Source organism: Endozoicomonas arenosclerae (genome assembly GCF_001562015.1).
GTDB classification, from domain to species: Bacteria; Pseudomonadota; Gammaproteobacteria; order Pseudomonadales; family Endozoicomonadaceae; genus Endozoicomonas_A; species Endozoicomonas_A arenosclerae.
The window spans coordinates 1-19,827 of the sequence record NZ_LASA01000068.1; the positions used below are offsets into that span (position 1 = coordinate 1).

A 19,827-nucleotide genomic window follows, 5' to 3' on the forward strand; every position below is an offset into this window, starting at 1 on the left:
TCAAGAAAAACCCTGAAGTTAAGCAAAAGTTATGGGGTGGAGCATTCTGGAGTTCAGGATATTTTATGAATACTGTCGGCCAGCATGGTAATGAAGATGTAATTGCAAATTATGTCAAAAACCAAGGCAATGCGGAGTACAAGCAGCTACACCGGAAGGAAATAAGTCCGAACCAAATCAGTCTGTTTATGGACTGACCACTCAAGTTGCACTGAGGATACCCCGCAGCTTGCTGCGGGGTAGTTCATTGCTCTTTGATACGAGGGTTGTTGCAACACCCTTTTCAGTCGAACCCCGAAAAACAGCCAGGCCCCAACACAGGGAACCGATGCGACTAAAAATGCTAAAGCAATGACCAATACCTGAAGAAAGACATCGCCAGACACTGTTGTATAGGCCGCCACAGCACCCGTAGCCATTATCCATGCCTTTGGGTTGACCCATTGAAACAGTGCTGACTGCAAGAAGGTCAATGGCTTGGACTGGCTACCCTGTAAATTCGATGGCTCTGACTTAGCAATGAGCCAGGCGAGATACAAAAGGTAAGCCACCCCAAGCACTTTGATGACATCGTGGAGAACCGGAAAAAGATCAAAAACAGCACCCAGTCCCAGCCCAACAAACAGAACCATTAGAGGGAAGCCGAGACAGATGCCTAAAAAGTGAGGCATGCTCTGACGGGTACCGTAATTCATACCTGATGTCATGATCATCACATTATTGGGCCCTGGTGTAACCGTGCTTGAAAAAGCAAAAGCCAGCAGAGGCCACAAAACAATACTCAACTCGCCCGTCACGTTGAACCTCCCGGCAGAGTTATTTGCCCACGCATATAAAGGACTGCATTTCCACGAATCAGTACTCTGCTGTCTTGCCACTCACATTCCAGATAACCTTTTCTTTGGGAAATCTGCTCAGCGGTGAGCACTTTCTTATCTAACTGTTCAGACCAGTAGGGGGCCAGCATGGTATGAGCGGAGCCTGTTACCGGGTCTTCTTTTATGGCCACTTCAGGGCCACCAAACCAGCGAGAGACAAAGTCCACTCCGGCTCTTTCAGAGCGAGCAGAAATGACTACACCACGAACCCGACTGTTTTCAAGAACAGTAAAATCAAGATCCAGCTGTGACACTGTCTGCTCATCGGGAGCAACAATGAGCAGGTCATCCCTGTTAAATCTTGAGTCGACAGGCTGGAAAGGCAGTTCTTTTGCCACTTCCTCTGGAACGGGCTCCTGCGTGAAAGAAGCCGCAGGAAAATCCAACTCAATTAAATCGTCTATAAATCGAACTTTTAAAACACCGGACAGGCTTTCAAATGAAAGCTCTTCAGAGCGATCACCCAGCTCATGGCGAATGATATAGCTGGCTGCCACTGTCGCATGACCACAGAGGCTGACTTCTGTCCCCGGAGTAAACCAGCGAATATGGTAATGACCCTGGGCACCACGAATAAAAGCAGTCTCTGAAAGGTTATTTTCCAGAGCAATGCTTTGCATCAGCTCTTCTGAAAGGTCTTCCTCAACAGGACAAATCGCTGCAGGATTGCCACCAAACAATTGTTGAGTAAAAGCATCTACCTGATAAATCGGAAGCTGTTTCATGGTGACAATTCTCCAGATGTGTCATCAAAAACAATTTGAACTCTTTTATTTTGTTTTCCTTTGCTCTCAACTTTGGCCACCCTGACTCGACCTATTTCGCCAGTCCTGACTACATGGGTACCGCCGCAAGGCTGGAAGTCTGTTTCGTGTACTCTAATCATCCTGAGCAGGCCAGTTCCCCTTGGGGGCTGAACGGACATGGTCTTCACGAGCTCAGGCTGGTCATCCAGAATGCTTTCATCCAGCAGTTCAACGGTGACAGGAAGATCTCTCTCAATCAGACTGTTCAAGGAATCAGTTAGTTCCTGCTTATCAGGCAATCCATTCTGAAGGCAGAAGTCCAGCCTTCCCTTTTGATCCGTCATCCCTCCCCCCGTCACACTCTCGGGAATCACAGCACACAAAAGATGTAAGCAAGTGTGCATCCGCATATGGGCATATCTTCTGTCCCAATCCAGCTGCAATGTGACCCTATCAGCCGACTTCAGAGAGACTGACGCCTCTTCAAAAAAATGAAGCACTCGACCTGACTCCCTGCAGCGACGGGTATCCATTATTTTTAGTGTCTCGCCACTTTCAGTCATCAGATAACCTGTATCACCCGGCTGCCCACCTCCCGTGGGATAGAAAATCGTATCCACTAGAACCAGTTGATTCTCCGAAACCTCCACTACGGCGGTCTGAAGTGTTTTCAAATAGGGATCAAGATTATAGGACTGGCTGGTATTGGACATGGAATTGTCACCATACAATTTTATTTTTATATGAATTACTGAGTTGATTGCAGTCTAGATGCTGCCTAAACTGGTGAAAATATTTTTATTGTCACCATGACAATCTAAAAACAATGACAATCATGACAAACTGGATCCCTAAGCTGGATCGTTTTTCAGGTCCCAAATACAAGGCTCTTGCAGACGCGATTGAAGTCGCCATAACCGAAGGTGAACTCAACAGTGGCGACAGACTCCCGACGCACCGCTCACTGGCGGATAAACTGGGCGTCACGATAGGTACCATTACCCGAGGTTATGCTGAGGCTGAACGTCGAAGACTGGTCACTGCCAGAGTGGGCAGTGGTACATTTATCCTGGGCAAGGTGTGGGAAAAAAGAGACTTCACCATACCAGAGCCCCAGGAGACAGACTTCATCGACCTGAGCCTGAGCCTGCCCGTTCCAGCCCGCAGAGAGCAAATTCTGGCCAAAAGTTTATCTTCCATTGCAGAAGAATGGGGCCGCCTTTCACCTTTGCTGGATTACCACCCGGAAACAGGGATTGCCAGACACCGTGAGGCCATGGCTCGCTGGATGCGCTATCACGGCATGGAGGCCGATCCGGACAACATCCTGATCACATCAGGGGGGCAACAAGCCAATATGCTCACCCTTCAGGGGCTTTTGAGACCTGGTGATATTATTGCTTCAGAGAATTTGACCTATAGAGGCTTTACTAATGCCGCCCGCCAATGGCAGCTTCGTCATATGGGCTTAGCCATGGATAAGCATGGTCTAACCCCGGAAGCTCTGGAGCAATGCTGCAAACAATTCAGCCCCCGTCTTCTTTATCTGACGCCTAATCTGCAGAACCCTACTGCAGCAGTCATGCCACTGGAGCGACGACAGGAAATTCTGGAGGTTGCCGGCCATCATAATGTTGTGATTCTAGAAGACGACGTTCAGTTTATTCCGCCTGAAAACAGACTTCCTTCTCTCTACAGCCTGGCACCTGATCGGGTGGTTTATACCTCCAGCTTTTCAAAATCATTGGCTGGCGGGCTGAGAGTGGGTTTCATCTGCAGCCCGGATGATCTGAACCAGAAAATCAGGGTGGCCATGCGTAATAACTGCTGGAGCTCTCCGCCATTGATGTCAGAGGTGGCTACTGAATGGATTGACTCAGGAGAAGCCTGGCAACTGACTGCATGGCAACGGGAAGAAATACTGCATCGCCAGAAAATTCTGGAAGAAACGCTTGGCCATCTTGATATTCAGTCTCAGCCCTACAGTTTTCATGCCTGGTTAAAACTGCCTGAGCCCTGGCGAGCCGAAACTTTTGTACAACAGCTGGAAAGTAAAAATGTTAAAGTGCTGCATTCTGAAGTGTTTGCAGTGGGCAGCTCACCAGCACCACAGGCAGTGAGAATCTGCATCAGCAGTCCATCTACAAGAGACCGGCTCAGACAGGGCCTGGAAATCATCAGCGACATGCTGGCCTCTGATCCCAATCCGATATTAAGACCCATAGTCTTTTAAGTGGTTTTTAAATGAAACAACTACACGCTTCCCTGTTGAATGCTTCACTGGCTCTGGCAGGATGGTTGATTTGTCTGGTAACCCAATCAACTCTGGCTGTTTTTGCTGCCGCCATCATTGTCGCCATTCATCTGTATTTCTTCGGCTCCTGGAAAAAGGAACGGGAGATTCTCGCTATCACCCTGATTCTTGGCAGCGCTCTGGACAGTGTCATGAGTAATATGGGCGTTCTTCACTTTCTAGGAGAAAGCCGCATTCTTCCTCCCTGGTTAGCTTGCGTGTGGGTTATGCTGGGTATCACGATTCGTCATAGCCTTAGCTGGGCAGGAAAGAACAGGCTGGCAGGTAACTTATTAATTGTCGTATTAGCGGCCGCGCATTATTTGGCATTGATACAATTCTCCGATATTTCAGTGACTATGCCGCTGTGGCAAGCCATTATGATTCTTTCTATTTCAGCAACAATTCTCATCAACATTATCCTTACATTTTCTGCTGTTTGGTTAGAAAAATACCGAAGACAGAACCCGGAATAATTATCAGTTAATGTTTGGGTTCAGCGTAAGATTGAGCCCAAGCCTTGATTCATTCATTAATTAAACAGCCATGGGCGAAGAAAAAGAATGCACTAAACAAGGGCACTGCTGGTGAAGTTTACATAAAACTATCATTTTCCCTACATAAAATATTGCAAGATGCAGTCATTTCTGTGTAGCCTGACAGCATTGTCAGGTGATGGGCGCAAGATTTTTTTAGCGCACGAACAATAACAAAGGAACGTATTTGATGACCGTCTCAGCATCCCCTGTTAATGCCGGTGACTTTCTGAATCAAAAGGCAGTTGATATCAAGTCCTGGTATGAATCCGACATTCAACCTATAGAAGGCCTGAATGTTCGAAAAATGCCGGCCCGTGCTGAACCTCTTAACTTTATCCCGAGCAGTGGTAAGGCAAAGAACAAGGCTCGCTTCGAGCTAATCGTCAGTAAAAACTTCAAACTCTGGTCCATCAATCTTGAAATGAGTTTCTTCTGCCAACCCTGGTTAAGCAATGATGGTATTGCCAACCCTCCCGGCTTGTTATTCTCGGTCATAGACGATGAAGAAAAAGCCCACCCAGTTGAATACCTTCCAGTTGTTTTTGACCATGAAGAAGATGAAATGAATGCCCCTCAATGGTTCAGTTTCTGGATCCAGAAGATGCTTAAGAGGCCTTCTATCAAGATTGTTTTTGCCTATAAACAACTAATTTCTTCTGAACTGGATGATTAAGTCGTCTTGAAAAGTCGAGACAACCTTTTGAACAGCTTAAGGATGAAAGGTCATTCAAGATAGAACCTATATCCATCGTCCCTCATACCCAGCAAGTCCCCTCTATGAAGCGGAGCCTTTTCTGTAACTGGATTATTACCAGAAACAGGCTCCTCGTTTTTCTAGTGGAATAGAGCCCCCCCAGAGCATACAATAAATTCATGACACCTTTGAGCACTGATGTAAAACTCATTTTCTGCCTGACAATAAAATGATCTGGCATGAAGCTCAATATAAGGAAAAAAGCATGTGGAAGACATTCACAATTGTTATTGGCCTTTCTCTCTCACTTTCTTCGATTGCAGAATTCAGTCAATCGCCCTATCGCTGGATTGCAGTTTTCAACCCTGACTTTGTAGAAAGTTGTAATGACGAATATCTTTTTGAAAAGCTGAATGACCTGGCCTCAGCAAATCTATCTTTGATCCGCCCTTTCAATAACTGTGGAATTATTTTAGTGTCTGATAAACCATTAGATATTAAAGCCTTGGAGAAGAACCCATCGATTCGATACATCGAACAGGATGGAGTTAACCAGCCTCTTCCGGTTCCCCCACCCATTGAATAATAAATCTTTCATAAAAGTCTGATAATAATTTAAGCATACTGCTTATACTGACTTTTATAAAAATCGTTGAAATATAAGTATCACTATAAAAACAAACCAATATACGACTATGTAACCATTAATAATAATGATATTTAAAATTCATCCTTCCATCTTGATTCCATTAAATCGCCAACAGATGCACAAAAAATGCAAACGCAATTAAAAATCATTTGAATTTCACCCACTCATGCTGATTTAATTTATTCTCTCTCAATATCCAGCTTTGGTTTTGAGAGGTTATTCGATAAATGCTGAATCCCAGCATCTTATGGATAAACAATACCCTCAAACACGGAAAACCCTTTCGAACCTGCAGGGTGTTAAATACGGATATCAATAAAAATAATGAAAACAAAAAAACAAGCACTATCAAAACTGGCGGGCTCAATATTGCTATCAACAGTAACCACTGTTGCTATAGCAAATGAGGTGGATAATTTATCAAACAGCACAAACCGTTTGATTATCAAATACGCATCGCCAATGAGCGCAATGGCTGTTTCTTCTGATCCAGTTATTGCGAATATCACGGGGCAACAGTTACTGAATGTTCGATCTCTGACTAATGGCGCCAGCGTCGTTGATCTGGGAGAGCTCAAGTCACTGGATGACATGCAGGCATTGGCGGCAGAAATTGCTCAGCAATCCAATGTTCTTTACGCAGAGCCTGATTACATGATGTACCCCATGGCTACGCCTAACGATACTCGCTACAACGAGCAATGGCACTATTTCGAATCAGCCGGCGGTATTAACCTGCCTGCGGCCTGGGATATCACGACGGGCTCTCCCAGCGTCACTGTGGCTGTTATCGATACCGGTATTCGCGCCCACGCTGACCTGGCACCCAACCTGGTTTCCGGTTACGACTTTATCACCGACACGAATGTTTCTCAGGATGGAAACGGTCGGGACAGTGATGCATCCGATCCGGGTGACTGGACACCTGCCGGTGCCTGCGGAAATGGCTACCCACCCTCAACAACCAGCAGCAGCTGGCACGGAACACACGTTGCCGGCACCATTTCTGCTGCCAGTAATAACGGCACTGGTATTGCCGGCGTCAGCTGGAATACCAAAATCCAGCCTATTCGTGTCCTGGGACGCTGTGGTGGTTACACTTCCGACATCGTCGACGGCATGCGCTGGGCTGCTGGTCTTTCAGTCTCTGGCGTTCCTACCAACCCCACTCCTGCCAAAGTACTTAACCTGAGTCTGGGTGGTGGTTCTCCATGTAGCCAAACCTATACTGATGCAATTAATAGCGTCAGGGCAGCAGGTGCAACCATTGTTGTTGCTGCCGGTAACAGTAATCAAAATGCTTCCGGCTTCTCACCCGCCAGTTGTGACGGGGTCATTACCGTTGCTTCCAACAAGCGCGACGGTGGCCGTGCATATTATTCCAACTACGGAAGCGTTGTTGATGTCACTGCACCTGGCGGTGAAACCCAGAACCCTGCCAACGGTATTCTTTCCACGCTTAACAGTGGTTCCCAGTCTCCTGGCAATGACAGTTATGCCTTTTACCAGGGCACCAGTATGGCTGCACCTCACGTAGCCGGTGTGGCTGCATTGATGTACTCGGTTAAGTCCGATCTGACCCCTGATCAGGTTGAGACCACTATTGAGAACACAGCCAGAGCCTTCCCTTCTGTGAGCACACGTCAATGTTCCACCAGCAACTGTGGAGCAGGTATTGTTGATGCTCATGCTGCTCTTGAAGCGGTAAACGGCGGTGGCACAACACCTCCTCCATCAGGTAATGCTCTGGAAAAAGGTGTGGCTAAATCCGGCCTGAGTGGGAATTCTGGCCAGGAACTGGAGTACACCTTTGAAGTACCAGCCGGTGCTACTAACCTGTCGTTCAATATGTCAGGTGGCACAGGTGATGCTGATCTCTATGTTCGCCGTGGCAGCAAGCCTACCACCAGCAGCTACGACTGCCGTCCATACCGTTCCGGTAACAGTGAAAGCTGCTCATTCAGCTCTCCTGGTTCCGGCACATGGTACGTTATGCTGAGAGGCTACAGCGCCTTCTCTGGCGTATCACTGGTAGCTGATTACACTGCTTCCAGCGGTGGTGGATCTTCCGATGAGTTCTCAAACACCACACCTGTGGCCATCCCTGATAACAACACTACCGGTATCACCAGCACTGTGAACAGCACTCGCAGCGGTGACTCAGGTACTGTGACTGTCAGCGTGAACATTACCCACACTTACCGTGGTGATCTGAAGATTCAGCTGGTTGCCCCCAATGGTCAAACCAGTGTTCTGAAGAATGTCAGCAATGACGGCACTGATAACCTGGTGACCAGTTACCAGGTCAATATGTCGGGCGTTGAATCCCAGGGCACCTGGAGCCTGAAGGTCAGCGACCACTACAGAAGGGACACCGGCACCCTGAACAGCTGGAGCATCAAGTTCTGATACTGATGCAGCAGGAGCCCTCGTGGCTCCTGTCTCTCCTACTTGCTTCTACTTCTGTTAGTGCTAGAGTGCATAGCTTTCCTCTATTCCCCTCTTGAGCACTTCAATGACTTCTGTAGACATTGCCAACATCAAGCTGACTGAATACAGCCATGGCGCAGGTTGCGGCTGCAAGATATCTCCCGAAATTCTCGATGGCATCCTGAAAACCAATCTTCAATTGCCTGATTTCCCCAGTCTGGTTGTGGGCAACTCCAGTAAGGATGACGCCGCAGTGTTTGATATAGGCAATGGTGAAGGCGTTGTCAGCACCACCGACTTTTTCATGCCGATCGTGGACGATCCCTTCGATTTCGGCCGAATTGCTGCCACTAACGCAATCAGCGATATCTATGCCATGGGTGGTAAACCCATGATGGCCATTGCCATTCTTGGCTGGCCCGTGAATATTCTGCCGCCTGAAATAGCTGCAAAAGTGGTGGATGGTGGCCGTCAGGCCTGTGCTGATGCGGGTATCCCATTGGCAGGAGGGCACAGTATTGATGCTCCCGAACCTATTTTCGGACTGGCTGTAACCGGTAGAGTACCGCTAGAAAAGTTAAAGCGTAATGATCAGGCTCGAGCGGGCAGCAAACTCTATCTCACAAAACCCCTGGGAGTTGGGATTCTCACTACCGCCCAGAAGAAAAAACTGTTGCAGGAAGAACACAGTCATCTGGCTCGTGACGCCATGTGTACTCTTAACAAAATCGGTGCAGAACTGGCCGAACTGCCTGGTATCAGCGCAATTACCGATATCACCGGCTTTGGTCTGCTTGGCCACTTGATTGAAGTTTGCGAAGGCAGTGGTGTCACCGCCAGGCTTTCCATGGAAAAACTGCCTCTTCTGCCTCATGTCCAGCATTATCAGGAGCTGGGCTGTATTCCCGGGGGCACCCATCGCAACTTTGACAGCTACGGTCACAAAGCAGGTTCCATCACTGAACAGCAGAAACAGATTCTCTGTGACCCTCAGACCAGTGGCGGCCTTCTGGTAGCCGTTGACCCGGACTCCGAGCAGGACTTTCTCAAGGTCACTCAAGACCATGGACTGGCTCTGGAAGCTATTGGCACACTTGAGGAAGGACAAGAAGGAGCTCTAGTTACTGTTAACTGAAGAATAATGGTGCTTCAGGAAGGGTCAGCTATCAAAGAGTCTGAGTGAGTCTATAGAACCCCAGAAATTGCTCCTGCATTTCTGGGATACATTACATCCATGTAAATAAAAAAGCCCGACAGTGTCGGGCTTAAAAAGCGCATCAGATTGGGCGGTTACCGTATTCGCTCGAAGGCTTTTTGGGCGGATCCGCAGTAACGTTTGATGGAACTTCTTCTATTTCGCCGCCAGATTTGAGAAAGGCCTGAATCTGAGCATCAAGACTTTCTCTGAGTTTCTTCCGGGACTCTACAGTACGTTGATCGGCTGGTTCGTCTCGACTCCCCAGAAAACCGATATCAACCCCATCAAAACCAGCAGCAGCTTTTTTCGGCGTTTTCCGTGCCATAGCTCTTTCCTCTTGGATACTGGTCAGTGGAGCAATCTATGCTCCAACCCATTGATTTATGACTTTAGTTCCGATTTTTTTTAGTTATAGTCCAGCGCTGTAAAAACGCCAGTCGGTTTGAGTCCTCCATTGATATTCTTGTTATTAATCAGCCCTGAGCGGCTGAACACTTTCTTGTCACCATTGGGGACAAAAAATTCATATAAAAAGCCAATAAAATTATAATTACCTATATAGCTGACCTTGTAAAGTCACAATAAGACGCCTGCTTCCCCCATGCTCCCTGTGCTCTCCAAGCCATATGCCTTGCCAGGTACCCAGATTGAAACGTCCCTCCGAAACAGGAATCGTCACACTGACACCCCACAGGCTGGACTTAACGTGAGCCGGCATGTCATCAGGCCCCTCAAGAACATGGCGATAGTAGTCGGCATTATCCGGAATAGCTTGAAGGGAAAATGTTTCCATATCGTGACGTACATCCGGGTCTGCATTCTCATTCAATGTCAGGGAAGCCGAAGTATGTTGAATAAAAACATGAGCCAACCCCATCTGATAATTGGAGAGCTCTGTCAATTGCGACTCAACCTCATCCGTAATCAAATGAAAGCCTCTTCGCTTGGGTGACAGCTGAATCTTTTTCTGAAACCAGCTCATAAAGTCTTCTCCTGCTTTGCCGAACTGCCTTGAGCAGCTGAGTCAGTTTTTTAATAGCTTAACAGGCAAACGGAATGTACTTTAAATACCCAGTCACGCTCTTCCTCAGTTTTTTTCTTACTATTCCCGCCCACTCAACAGAAGATCTCAATCACTTTGGTTGTGATTTTATGGATATGCAGTCTTTCTATATGGATGAACTCGGTATTACCGGCGTCAGTATTCAATATCTCACCAAAAGAATGGATAGACCGGGATTGAAAGGCTATGCCAGAAAACTGGGAGCAAGGAAATATCTGATAGCACTGGCTGAAGGTCTGGAGCCCAGTGAAATAAGAGTCACTATGGCCCACGAACTGGTACATGTTCGCCAGCTCGAAGAAGGCTCAATAGAAAAGAAAGAGTTTGAAAAGCATTACCTGGACCGGAGCTTTGAAGATGAAGCCTTCCGGCTCAGCCTGCCACTGGCTGCCCGGTTTTACACTGAGCATCAATGTGATGAGCCTGACAAACCTCTCGAGTAAAACCAAAAAGCCCTAAACCAGTAAATGTATTATATTGTGTACATTACCGCACAATTGAGTACTTCAAATGAGCAGCACAATGACTGTAAGGCTCGAGGAGAGCTTAAAAGATCGACTGGAAAAGCTCGCAGAGGCTACCCAGCGCTCCAAGTCTTTTCTTGCCGCTGAGGCTATTCGTGAGTTTGTTGAGCTTAACGAATGGCAGATAGAGGAACTAAAGGCAGCAATCAGAGAAGCTGATTCAGAGGATTTTGCCAGCAACCAGGACGTTGACAACGTAATGGAGCGCTGGAGAAATTCTGGTGGAAATTAAATGGCTAAAAAAAGCCCTTTTAAATCTTGAGGCAGAAGCCGAGTTCATTGCCCAAGAAAATCCCCAAGCCGCTAAAACAACAGTTGAAACTATTTTTCATTCAGTAACTTTACTTGCAAACAACCCTGCTCAAGGCAGACCAGGACGTATTGCAGGAATCAGAGAGCTTGTGGTTCCTGGGACCCGGTACATAATCCCATATAGAGTGAACATCAGAAAAAACAGAATTGAAGTTCTACGAGTCTTCCATACTTCTCGAAAGCCACCCACCCACTGGTAACAGAGAATAAAGCCTGAAAAATATGACTTTATTCTCTGAAGCAAAACGACTCCTCTGAATCAATCACTCCAGTGCTGACTGCGCTCAACAGCTTTTTTCCAGCCTTTATAGAGCTCTGAACGTTTTTCGTCCGCCATTTCAGGTTCAAACTGTTTATCAACCTGAACCAGTTTTGACAGCTCTTCTGTACTTTCCCAGAAGCCAACAGCCAGACCAGCCAGATAGGCTGCACCAGCAGCAGTGGATTCAATCAGCTCAGGTCTGGAAACGGTCACACCCAGAATGTCGGACTGGAACTGCATCAGGAAATCATTAGCCACAGCACCACCATCGACTTTCAGCTGACTGAGCTTGATACCGGAATCCTGCTCCATGGCATCAATCAAATCACGGGATTGATAAGCAATGGCTTCCAGAGTGGCACGTACAATGTGATTTCGATTGGCACCACGAGTTAATCCGAAAATAGCACCACGAGCGTATGGGTCCCAATATGGAGCACCCAGTCCAACAAAAGCTGGCACTACATAAACACCATTGGTGTCTTCTACTTTGCTGGCAAAGTAAGCTGTATCTGCTGCATCCCTTACCAGACCCAGTTCATCTCTAAGCCATTGGACAGAAGCACCTCCCATGAAAACAGAACCTTCCAGGGCATAGTTCACCTGACCATTCAGGCTGTAGGCAATAGTCGTAAGCAATCCATGGGTAGACTTTACAGGTTTATCACCCGTATTTTTCAACAGGAAGCAGCCCGTGCCATAAGTATTCTTGGCCATGCCCTCCTCCAGACACATCTGCCCGAACAGAGCAGCCTGCTGGTCACCGGCAATACCGGCAACGGGGATATCGCTTTTGCCTACACGGGTATGTCCATACACTTCTGAAGAGCTTTTCACTTCAGGCAACATGCTGCGGGGAATGCCCAGCTTTTCCAGAATGACGTCGTCCCAGTCCAGGTTATGAATATCAAACAACATAGTGCGGGAAGCGTTGGAAGCATCAGTGACATGCACTCTGCCATCGGTGAGCTTCCAGGTCAGCCAGGTATCAATGGTTCCGAATAACAGTTCGCCACGCTCTGCCTGCTCTCGAGCCCCTTCAACATTGTCGAGAATCCACTTCACCTTGGTTCCGGAGAAATAGGCGTCAAGAACCAGTCCGGTCTTGTCACGAATGCGATCTTCGAAACCTTCTTTTCTTAACTGTTCACAGATCTCTGTCGTACGACGGCACTGCCAGACAATAGCGTTGTAGACCGGCCTGCCAGTCTCTTTATTCCAAACGACTGTTGTCTCACGCTGATTGGTTATGCCAATAGCCTTGATTTCTTTGGAAGAGATCCCTGTCTTGGCCAGCACTTCCGTTAATACCGCTCGTTGAGTCGCCCAGATCTCCATAGGATCATGCTCAACCCAACCCGGCTCTGGATAATGCTGGGTGAATTCCCTCTGCGTCACTCCGGCAATCTGACTTTTTCGGTCAAACAGAATTGCCCGGCTACTGGTTGTCCCCTGGTCAATGGATAGAACGTAGCTCATTTGCATCACGCCTTATGTTTTTCACCTCACCATGGCTCTGAAAAATGCGACAGCCAGGCTGAGGGGCTACTTAAACGAACAGCCATCTGTTAAAAGCTATTCCGTTTATGAGCGTAAATTAGTGTTTTTTCATCAATAGTTAGTCATCAGGGTATTTTTAATCACACAAGATCACAATACCGGACAGGTACGTATAGCTATTAAGACAACTGCTAAAAGCTCATTTAGAGAGTTACTGATAGAAAAACAAAGCACTTGTCAGGTACCATTTCTATTAACTGCTTATTGAGTAACCTGAATGGCTTCATCCCTTCACGCAGGACTGAGGAATCTTAAAATCCTCAACATTATAAGATTGATTATCCTGCTGACAGAAGCCGGGCTGCTGGCAGTCGCTGACTGGTATTTTGGTATCAAACCAGTCTGGCCTCCCGTTCTATTCGCTTTTTTCCTGACAGCCATTCTCATCATTTACACCGGGCTGAGATATCAGCATCAGACCAGCATTTCTTCCAGAGTCCTGTTTACTCAATTACTCTGTGACACTCTGCTGCAAACGACGCTGCTCTATTGGAGTGGGGGTGTTATGAACCCACTGATATCAGCCTATCTGCTAACCGTTGCAATCAGCGCCACACTTTTGCCACTGAAGCGACGATGGATGATTACCACTCTGACCATCGTCTGCTACACACTGCTTCAAAACTGGTATCAGCCACTCCAGTTTGAAAACACCTCGAATCACAGCATGACGGCTCATGGAATGATGGGCTCAATGATGATGCTTCACCTGGCCGGCATGTGGCTTGTTTATTCGCTCAGTGCCTGCCTGATCACGGGTCTGGTGGCCAGTATGGCAGACAGAATCAGAACTCATCGCGCAGAAATAGCCGTCAGCCGGGAAAATCAACTTCGCAGCGAACGCATTTTGAGTGTCGCCACCATGGCAGCCAGTGCAGCTCATGATCTGGGAACAACTTTATCAACGATGAGCGTCGTATTGGGTGAAATGGCAGATGATCACAAGGGAAATGCTGAACTCAAGGACGATATTGCCCTGCTTCGCTCTCAGATTGAGATATGCCGAAGCCGTCTGGCTGGTTTGGTAGCCACCAGCCAGGAGCAGAAACCTGTAGTTCAGAATGCCCACGAGTTTGGTCTTCAGGTGCTTGATGAATGGCAACTGCTCAGACCGGGCATAGAGATTGGTTTTCACTGCACCGCTTCACAGCCTCTCAATGTGGAAGCTGACTCTTCGTTGAAAGCCGCTCTGATTAATCTTCTTAACAATGCTGCAGACGCCAGCCCAAATCATGTAGAGCTGGAACTGACCCATGAAGAAGACATGGTCCTGTTCAAAATCAGGGATCAAGGCGCAGGCTTTGTGCCAGATATTTCTGAAAGACCTGGTTATACCACGATCTCTACCAAGGAAGAGGGCTTTGGGCTTGGCCTGCAACTGAGCGCAGCCAGCATAGAAAAGCTGAACGGCATTGTGAGACTATATAACGCCTATACAGGAAACAATCCGGAGCCTTGCGGTGCTATTACCGAAATAAGGCTGCCCAAATATTAGAATGAATGATTCAGTACCCACAGCCAGTAATCATCACCCGAAAATTCTGCTTGTCGATGATGACCAGACCTTTTGTCAGGTTCTGGCCAGAGCCTTCAGAAGAAGAGACCTTGACGTCAGGGTCGCACATTCTGCCGAACAGGGTGAGGACATTTTAAACCAATTCCAGCCAGACCTGGCCGTGATTGATTTAAAAATGTCGGGCGCCAGTGGCCTGACTCTGATTCCTCACCTGCTGAACAGCAATCCAAAAGTACGCATTCTGGTTTTGACAGGATACGCCAGCATCGCCACAGCCGTTGAGGCCATACGACTGGGTGCCACCAACTACCTGTGCAAACCAGCGGACGCAGAACAGATTCTTGCAGCATTATTCTCCCAGCCAGAAATCCCCCACGAAGTTCCGGTACCGGAAAAGCCCATCTCCCTGGAAAGGCTGGAGTATGAACACATACAAAGAATACTGCTGGAAAACGAGGGTAATATCAGTGAGACAGCCCGGCAGTTAAATATGCACCGCCGGACCTTGCAGAGAAAGCTGGGAAAGAACCCGGTAAAAGCTTAAGAACTCGTCTGAAGAAAACCTCTCAAAGCCCGTTCGGGCTGAGCCTGTCGAAGCCCAATAACACCCCCCTTCGACAAGCTCAGGGTGAACGGACCCCGTGTATAACTCGGGAAGTTAACCCTAAGAGCTTTCCAAAGCCTTCTCTCCTCTTCCTTCATTGAGGCCTAGCAACCAATCTACAGCAAAAAACAGCAGCATGGCGGCGCCCGATAATGGGAATAGAACGCCTGTAGCCAATGTCAGAATGACAACCACTTTCTCTCCACCAGACCTGGCAGAGAGAGGCTGTTTTGGTGGTGGATTCAAGATGGTGTCTGTAGTCGCAGTCCGTCTTTTCCACCAGAGAATAGTGCCGGTAATGGACAATAAAATCACACCGACGCATACCAGAATCGCCAGCACCAGATTCCACCAGCCCGCATCCCCTTTATGCAGAGCCACTCCAGCCGCCATAGCTTTGGCCGCCAGGTTGTAATCCTTCCAGCCAACATCCACCAGTACATCGCCTGAATATTGATCCAGATGCACTGTTCGGTCACCCAACGGATTATTGATGTCACCATACATAGTGACAGACATAATCGAATAGACGCCCAACTCATCCCTTGGCAAAGCTATTCGAAAAGACTGACTGAAGGCTCCTTCCTGAGTCTGTTTGAAACCCAGCCCATGAGCTGTTGAAAACACCTGATCCAGAGTTATAGAGCGACCACCATTCCCACTCAATTCGGAAACAGGCATTGGCGTCAGTTCCAGATTCCAGGGCACTTCATTTAACGTTTCGGTATTGAGGTCAGCATGGGTTTTAACTGCGGGTGTTTCCTCCGCGCTGGATTGCCAGAAGCCAGCACTTTCTTCAGCCGGAAATGAATTATATGGCTGAACCAGTTTCGCTCCCCAAATACCGGTCCACGACATACCGGTGATAAGAAAAAACAATAAAAATATACTGAGATAAAAACCGATTGAAGAATGGATATCTTTCCAAACGCCACGTTTGCCTTCGCTGACTGCTTTTCTCCAGGTGGAAGGCCTGATGAATTTTGGTAACAGGAGGGTTCTGGCGGCAGCCCCCGTTTTGGGCCAGTGAAGGTAAAGCCCGGTAATTAACAACAAGATTCCGAGCCCTGCTGCCACTTCAATAAAAGCGTCACCCGTTTTTCCCAATAGCAATGTTCCGTGGATCTCGTCACTGATGCTGTACCAGCGATCGGCATTGCTGAAATCTCCCAGAACCTCTCCCGTATAAGGATTAATAAACACCAGAAGTGTATTACCTTCAGACCCTACCACTTTAAACTGAGCTGACTGAGTTTCATAAACCGGCGAATCGTACTCTGCAACGGTATAGTCAGGGTAAGCTTTGCTGACGATCGCCCTCTGCTGTTCCAGTAAAAGCGGTTTATCCTGAAGCTCTGTAGCAGTCACTATTGTTAATTCTTCACCGTATTGCCAGTTATCAACCCAGGGAGCAGCCAGCATAACTAAGCCGGTAATACAGAGCATCAGCAAAAAGGGAATTACGTAGAGTCCGGCAAAAAAATGCCAGCGCCATATTGAGAGGTAAAATTTTTTGTTCATCGAGCACTTGGATTGAATCATCTTCTGATACGAAAATCATAAAGTGCCTGACTGACTTGGGAAGGTGACAAAGTGTCGCAGGAAAGGCCGCTCTGATTTCGGTTCAGTCATCCTGGGCTTTTCGTTAAACTCTTTCCCTGTTGAAGGGGGAAGTGTTGAATGGTTCTTAACTGGGTCAGTGTACTCACACTGGTTGGATGTTCTCAGGGAATTCTGCTGGCAGCCGTGCTGATGACGCTGCCATCCGGCAATTTGAGAGCCAATCGGATACTGGCAGCTATCGTTGCGGTACAAACAGCGACACTGGGCGTTTTTTTCCTCGTATACACTCCTGTTGATCAACCCTATCCTTTCTTTGTATTTCGCCTGGCCACAATCCATTTTCTCACGGGGCCACTCCTCTACTTTTACATACGATACCTGGTTAAGCCCGATAATCCGCTTGTCTGGCGAGACTGTTTGCACCTGCTTCCCTTCCTGCTGGCCTTTATCTCAACTTTTTTGATGGCAGGCCCGGAACAGTTTCAACACGCCCCTTTCGAGCAGTTAACTCACGACATCAAAATAGAACTGGCACTTCGAAGCCTGATAGGTGATCTGGTCCTGCTGACGTATGCCGCTGTTTCTCTGATAAAACTCAGACAACACCGGAAAAGCATTGAGCAGCAATTCTCCTCTCTGGAGAAAGTCACTCTTCAATGGCTACAGGTCCTCGTACTTATTTGTGTGATGGGAGCTTCGCTGAGTTTAATGTTTGAACTGGTCGGTGTTTTGTTTGGCATTTTCCTTCCTGAAGTCAGAGTAGTAGCTGTCGTCTACCGTGTAATACTGCTTTACGGCATCGGTTTTATGGGTATGAGACAACCTCTGATTTTTGAGGCCGGAAGCCGGTCAACACTCAATAGTCCACCTGAATCTGAGAGCAATAAAACAAAATACCAACGCTCAGGGCTGACTGAACAAGATGTACAGCGCTTATGGCAAAAGCTTGAATCGCATATGGCCACCGTTAAAAGCTATCGAACCCAAGGATTGAAAGTGGGTGATCTGGCGGCTGAATTGGGCATGCGAGAGAACTATCTCAGTCAGGTCATCAACAGTTGCGCCAGGAAAAACTTTTTTGAGTTCATCAATGAATACCGGCTCAACGAAGCCCGAAGCCTCCTGATTGAAGCTCCGGAAAAACCCATTTCAGAAGTAGCCCTTGAGGTCGGTTTTGCCAGTCAGAATGCTTTTAACAACCAATTCAAAAAGCATCTTCAGCAAACACCCAGCAGTTTCAGAAAGAATTACAGTGAAAATTAAAAGCTATACTTTTCAATGAGTTAAAATTTTTAACGTCACCGCGTGGAAGCAGTGAAATACTGGATTTCACGCTTGCTGGCGGTCTGGCCCAGCATTTTCCATCATCCACCATGCCCAATAAAAAAAGGGGGCTTGCCCCCAAACAAAAAAGTCATGGACACCCAAAATGAAAAAGTTTGTTCCAGTATTAGCATTACCTCTGGCCGTAGTCGTTGGTGCTCTTGGATATACGGCATGGGATAAAGTAGAAAGAATTGTTGACCTGATGACAGGTGTTGGGGAACTTGGAACACTGGCCGATGGCAGCGGCCAGGCCAACATCAAACTGAAAGAAGGCATTACAGTACCAGCCCGCAAGGGTAACCAGCCACTGGCGTCTAATCCGTTACCGCCACTGCCTATGGAAGATCATCCTTACATGCTGGATGAATACAATAGTGCTGGTGTACATGGCGACAGTTACAACTCCAGTGTTTCGTCTTTACCAGGACCCTTCGGTCAAAACCCTGCAACGACCTATCAACCCGCTTTGCCAGGTGATGATCTGGCCATGTGTACTCCACTGCTGAGAAACCTTGATGACTTGATGGCATCTGTCTGCATTGCCATCAGTGGGCCCAGTCAATTAGTACTGTTCGACCCCAAAGATAACTTCAACGTTCTGGCCCAGACCGATATTCCTGAACGTAAAAGCCTGACAGATCCTGCAGGAGGCTGGTATACCCGCATGGATAATCAGGGAAGACCTGTGGTGGCCACTCCAGATCAGGATGTGCGGGTCTATGAAACAGTAAAAAAGGATCAACAATATAGCTGGCAGATCGCTGAAACCTGGGATCTCAAGGAACACCTTCCTGAAGGGGTATCACCACTGGACGTTATTCCAGACTGGCAGGGTAATTACTGGTTTATGACCGGCTATGGCCATGTGGGTTATATCAACCGGAAAACAGGGGGTGTAAATGTCATCCAGCTGGGTGGTGAGAAGGACAAGTTTGGAACAGCCATGGCTGTTACCCGTGACGCATCCTTTATTTTAAGTACCCGCTCGCTTTATCGGCTTGAAGTAGATAAGGACAGTAAAGTTAACATTCGCTGGCAATACGACTACGGTCAATCATCTACCACTAACGGAGACCTGACAGCTCCTACCCTTTTTGATGAGGGGCGTTTGATTGCTTTTGGACTTAACGACGGCCGAGAACAAGGGCGCACCGTTGTCCTGAAAACCACAGGGGAATCCATCGATAATCGGGTTGTTTGCCAGCAACCCATGTTCAAACCGGGAAAAAGCTTTCTGGATAACACCATGGTGGGCTACGACAAGAGCCTTGTTGTTCAGAACAACTTTGGCGGTGTTTTCTATGAACTGGTCGAATACGAGCCAGGTCTGGCCCGTGTTGATGTCCGCGTGGATTACAGTGGCTGCGATACTGTCTGGGAAGATTACACCGTTTCTTCTCAAACACCTCCCCGACTCTCAACCGGTGACGGCCATGTTTATCAGTATTCCAGAAAGATGGGAACGCCGGATGATGTTCATGCCTGGTATCTGAGCGCCCATGATTTCGAAACCGGAAAAGTCAGCTCTGAATTGTTTGTAGCCAGTGGTGAGCGGGCTGACAATCCAATGCTGTCCATCGACTTTATGCCTGGCAATGTCATGGTCAGCGGGGTTCGCAACGGTATCCTGGTACTGAGCGATAACGAGACGGCCCAGTGAGAGGTTCAGC

General features: G+C 47.7%; 21 protein-coding genes. 14 read left to right on the top strand and 7 right to left on the bottom strand.

All coding sequences use genetic code 11. The features are described from left to right. On the top strand, window positions 1–197 hold a 197-nt coding region (locus tag WG89_RS29305), incomplete at its 5' end, for a transposase (RefSeq protein ID WP_172806770.1). Here WG89_RS29305 and WG89_RS10120 read toward each other — a convergent pair. From WG89_RS10120 to WG89_RS10130, 3 genes are read right to left on the bottom strand one after another with little or no spacing between them, the layout of a single operon-like run. Continuing rightward, window positions 147–797 (bottom strand): LysE family translocator, encoded by a 651-nt coding sequence (locus WG89_RS10120; protein ID WP_245662895.1) that lies wholly within the window; start codon window positions 795–797, stop codon window positions 147–149. The genes WG89_RS29305 and WG89_RS10120 overlap by 51 nt on opposite strands. Then, window positions 794–1,603, bottom strand: a complete 810-nt coding sequence (locus WG89_RS10125; RefSeq protein ID WP_062265129.1) for a PhzF family phenazine biosynthesis protein — start codon at window positions 1,601–1,603, stop codon at window positions 794–796. Before WG89_RS10125 ends, WG89_RS10120 begins: the two co-directional genes overlap by 4 nt. Then, window positions 1,600–2,337: an alanyl-tRNA editing protein gene (locus WG89_RS10130; RefSeq protein ID WP_062265132.1), complete on the bottom strand. Its 738-nt coding sequence runs from the start codon at window positions 2,335–2,337 to the stop codon at window positions 1,600–1,602. The genes WG89_RS10125 and WG89_RS10130 overlap by 4 nt, the downstream gene beginning before the upstream one ends. Window positions 2,338–2,459: 122 nt before the next feature. Between WG89_RS10130 and WG89_RS10135 the strand changes: the two genes are divergently transcribed. From WG89_RS10135 to selD, 6 genes are all read left to right on the top strand, one after another. After that, window positions 2,460–3,857, top strand: coding sequence for an aminotransferase-like domain-containing protein (locus tag WG89_RS10135; protein WP_172806771.1), 1,398 nt, complete (start codon window positions 2,460–2,462; stop codon window positions 3,855–3,857). Between the two features lie 11 nt (window positions 3,858–3,868). Beyond that, complete coding sequence (locus WG89_RS10140) at window positions 3,869–4,393, top strand: DUF2878 domain-containing protein (protein WP_062265144.1); 525 nt, start codon at window positions 3,869–3,871, stop codon at window positions 4,391–4,393. Window positions 4,394–4,643: 250 nt separating this feature from the next. Next, window positions 4,644–5,129, top strand: a complete 486-nt coding sequence (locus tag WG89_RS10145) for a hypothetical protein (RefSeq protein WP_062265147.1) — start codon at window positions 4,644–4,646, stop codon at window positions 5,127–5,129. A gap of 250 nt (window positions 5,130–5,379) precedes the next feature. Beyond that, a complete protein-coding gene (locus WG89_RS10150; protein WP_062265150.1) occupies window positions 5,380–5,736 on the top strand; it encodes a hypothetical protein in 357 nt (118 codons plus the stop codon). Window positions 5,737–6,123: 387 nt separating this feature from the next. Continuing rightward, a complete protein-coding gene (locus WG89_RS32695; RefSeq protein WP_172806772.1) occupies window positions 6,124–8,208 on the top strand; it encodes a S8 family serine peptidase in 2,085 nt (694 codons plus the stop codon). Between the two features lie 106 nt (window positions 8,209–8,314). After that, on the top strand, window positions 8,315–9,364 hold the full coding sequence (selD, locus tag WG89_RS10160) for a selenide, water dikinase SelD (protein ID WP_245662896.1): 1,050 nt from the start codon (window positions 8,315–8,317) through the stop codon (window positions 9,362–9,364). 142 nt (window positions 9,365–9,506) lie between these two features. Here selD and WG89_RS10165 read toward each other — a convergent pair whose 3' ends face one another. Next, window positions 9,507–9,752 carry a hypothetical protein gene (locus WG89_RS10165; protein WP_216638466.1) on the bottom strand — a complete coding sequence of 82 codons (246 nt, stop codon included), beginning with the start codon at window positions 9,750–9,752 and terminating at the stop codon, window positions 9,507–9,509. Window positions 9,753–9,977: 225 nt separating this feature from the next. Beyond that, entirely contained in the window at window positions 9,978–10,409 is a 432-nt protein-coding gene (locus WG89_RS10170) for a secondary thiamine-phosphate synthase enzyme YjbQ (protein WP_062265156.1), read from the bottom strand. 74 nt (window positions 10,410–10,483) lie between these two features. Here WG89_RS10170 and WG89_RS10175 point away from each other — a divergent pair, with 74 nt between their 5' ends. The 3 genes from WG89_RS10175 to WG89_RS10185 all read left to right on the top strand — a co-directional run bounded on the left by WG89_RS10175 (window position 10,484) and on the right by WG89_RS10185 (window position 11,526). Then, window positions 10,484–10,933 carry a hypothetical protein gene (locus WG89_RS10175; protein ID WP_062265159.1) on the top strand — a complete coding sequence of 150 codons (450 nt, stop codon included), beginning with the start codon at window positions 10,484–10,486 and terminating at the stop codon, window positions 10,931–10,933. A gap of 79 nt (window positions 10,934–11,012) precedes the next feature. Beyond that, a complete protein-coding gene (locus tag WG89_RS10180) occupies window positions 11,013–11,246 on the top strand; it encodes a CopG family ribbon-helix-helix protein (protein WP_216638467.1) in 234 nt (77 codons plus the stop codon). After that, window positions 11,236–11,526, top strand: a complete 291-nt coding sequence (locus WG89_RS10185; RefSeq protein WP_062265165.1) for a type II toxin-antitoxin system RelE/ParE family toxin — start codon at window positions 11,236–11,238, stop codon at window positions 11,524–11,526. Before WG89_RS10180 ends, WG89_RS10185 begins: the two co-directional genes overlap by 11 nt. Before the next feature lie 59 nt (window positions 11,527–11,585). Here WG89_RS10185 and glpK read toward each other — a convergent pair whose 3' ends face one another. Continuing rightward, the gene (glpK, locus tag WG89_RS10190) at window positions 11,586–13,067 is read right to left on the bottom strand and encodes a glycerol kinase GlpK (protein WP_079253763.1); all 1,482 of its coding nucleotides are present in this window, start codon (window positions 13,065–13,067) and stop codon (window positions 11,586–11,588) included. A 298-nt stretch (window positions 13,068–13,365) separates the two neighbouring features. Here glpK and WG89_RS10195 point away from each other — a divergent pair, with 298 nt between their 5' ends. Both WG89_RS10195 and WG89_RS10200 read left to right on the top strand, forming a co-directional pair. Next, window positions 13,366–14,643 carry a sensor histidine kinase gene (locus WG89_RS10195; RefSeq protein ID WP_062265171.1) on the top strand — a complete coding sequence of 426 codons (1,278 nt, stop codon included), beginning with the start codon at window positions 13,366–13,368 and terminating at the stop codon, window positions 14,641–14,643. Between the two features lies 1 nt (window position 14,644). Then, complete coding sequence (locus WG89_RS10200) at window positions 14,645–15,208, top strand: response regulator transcription factor (RefSeq protein WP_062265174.1); 564 nt, start codon at window positions 14,645–14,647, stop codon at window positions 15,206–15,208. Window positions 15,209–15,328: 120 nt separating this feature from the next. Here WG89_RS10200 and WG89_RS10205 read toward each other — a convergent pair whose 3' ends face one another. Continuing rightward, the gene (locus tag WG89_RS10205; protein ID WP_062265176.1) at window positions 15,329–16,789 is read right to left on the bottom strand and encodes a PepSY-associated TM helix domain-containing protein; all 1,461 of its coding nucleotides are present in this window, start codon (window positions 16,787–16,789) and stop codon (window positions 15,329–15,331) included. 159 nt (window positions 16,790–16,948) lie between these two features. On the opposite strand from WG89_RS10205, the gene WG89_RS10210 reads away from it, so the two are divergent. Next, window positions 16,949–18,094, top strand: coding sequence for an AraC family transcriptional regulator (locus WG89_RS10210; protein WP_062265178.1), 1,146 nt, complete (start codon window positions 16,949–16,951; stop codon window positions 18,092–18,094). Window positions 18,095–18,260: 166 nt separating this feature from the next. Beyond that, complete coding sequence (locus WG89_RS10215) at window positions 18,261–19,817, top strand: hypothetical protein (RefSeq protein WP_062265180.1); 1,557 nt, start codon at window positions 18,261–18,263, stop codon at window positions 19,815–19,817. Window positions 19,818–19,827 lie beyond the last annotated feature (10 nt).

Coding starts and splice junctions, on each gene's coding strand:
- WG89_RS10125 (WP_062265129.1), bottom strand. CDS start 1,603: ATGAAACAGCTTCCGATTTATCAGGTAGATGCTTTTACTCAACAATTG.
- glpK (WP_079253763.1), bottom strand. CDS start 13,067: ATGAGCTACGTTCTATCCATTGACCAGGGGACAACCAGTAGCCGGGCA.
- WG89_RS10175 (WP_062265159.1), top strand. CDS start 10,484: ATGTACTTTAAATACCCAGTCACGCTCTTCCTCAGTTTTTTTCTTACT.
- WG89_RS10210 (WP_062265178.1), top strand. CDS start 16,949: ATGGTTCTTAACTGGGTCAGTGTACTCACACTGGTTGGATGTTCTCAG.
- WG89_RS10215 (WP_062265180.1), top strand. CDS start 18,261: ATGAAAAAGTTTGTTCCAGTATTAGCATTACCTCTGGCCGTAGTCGTT.
- WG89_RS10170 (WP_062265156.1), bottom strand. CDS start 10,409: ATGAGCTGGTTTCAGAAAAAGATTCAGCTGTCACCCAAGCGAAGAGGC.
- WG89_RS10130 (WP_062265132.1), bottom strand. CDS start 2,337: ATGTCCAATACCAGCCAGTCCTATAATCTTGATCCCTATTTGAAAACA.
- WG89_RS10145 (WP_062265147.1), top strand. CDS start 4,644: ATGACCGTCTCAGCATCCCCTGTTAATGCCGGTGACTTTCTGAATCAA.
- WG89_RS10180 (WP_216638467.1), top strand. CDS start 11,013: ATGACTGTAAGGCTCGAGGAGAGCTTAAAAGATCGACTGGAAAAGCTC.
- WG89_RS10150 (WP_062265150.1), top strand. CDS start 5,380: ATGATCTGGCATGAAGCTCAATATAAGGAAAAAAGCATGTGGAAGACA.
- selD (WP_245662896.1), top strand. CDS start 8,315: ATGACTTCTGTAGACATTGCCAACATCAAGCTGACTGAATACAGCCAT.
- WG89_RS10135 (WP_172806771.1), top strand. CDS start 2,460: ATGACAAACTGGATCCCTAAGCTGGATCGTTTTTCAGGTCCCAAATAC.
- WG89_RS10195 (WP_062265171.1), top strand. CDS start 13,366: ATGGCTTCATCCCTTCACGCAGGACTGAGGAATCTTAAAATCCTCAAC.
- WG89_RS10200 (WP_062265174.1), top strand. CDS start 14,645: ATGAATGATTCAGTACCCACAGCCAGTAATCATCACCCGAAAATTCTG.
- WG89_RS10140 (WP_062265144.1), top strand. CDS start 3,869: ATGAAACAACTACACGCTTCCCTGTTGAATGCTTCACTGGCTCTGGCA.
- WG89_RS10165 (WP_216638466.1), bottom strand. CDS start 9,752: ATGGCACGGAAAACGCCGAAAAAAGCTGCTGCTGGTTTTGATGGGGTT.
- WG89_RS32695 (WP_172806772.1), top strand. CDS start 6,124: ATGAAAACAAAAAAACAAGCACTATCAAAACTGGCGGGCTCAATATTG.
- WG89_RS10205 (WP_062265176.1), bottom strand. CDS start 16,789: ATGAACAAAAAATTTTACCTCTCAATATGGCGCTGGCATTTTTTTGCC.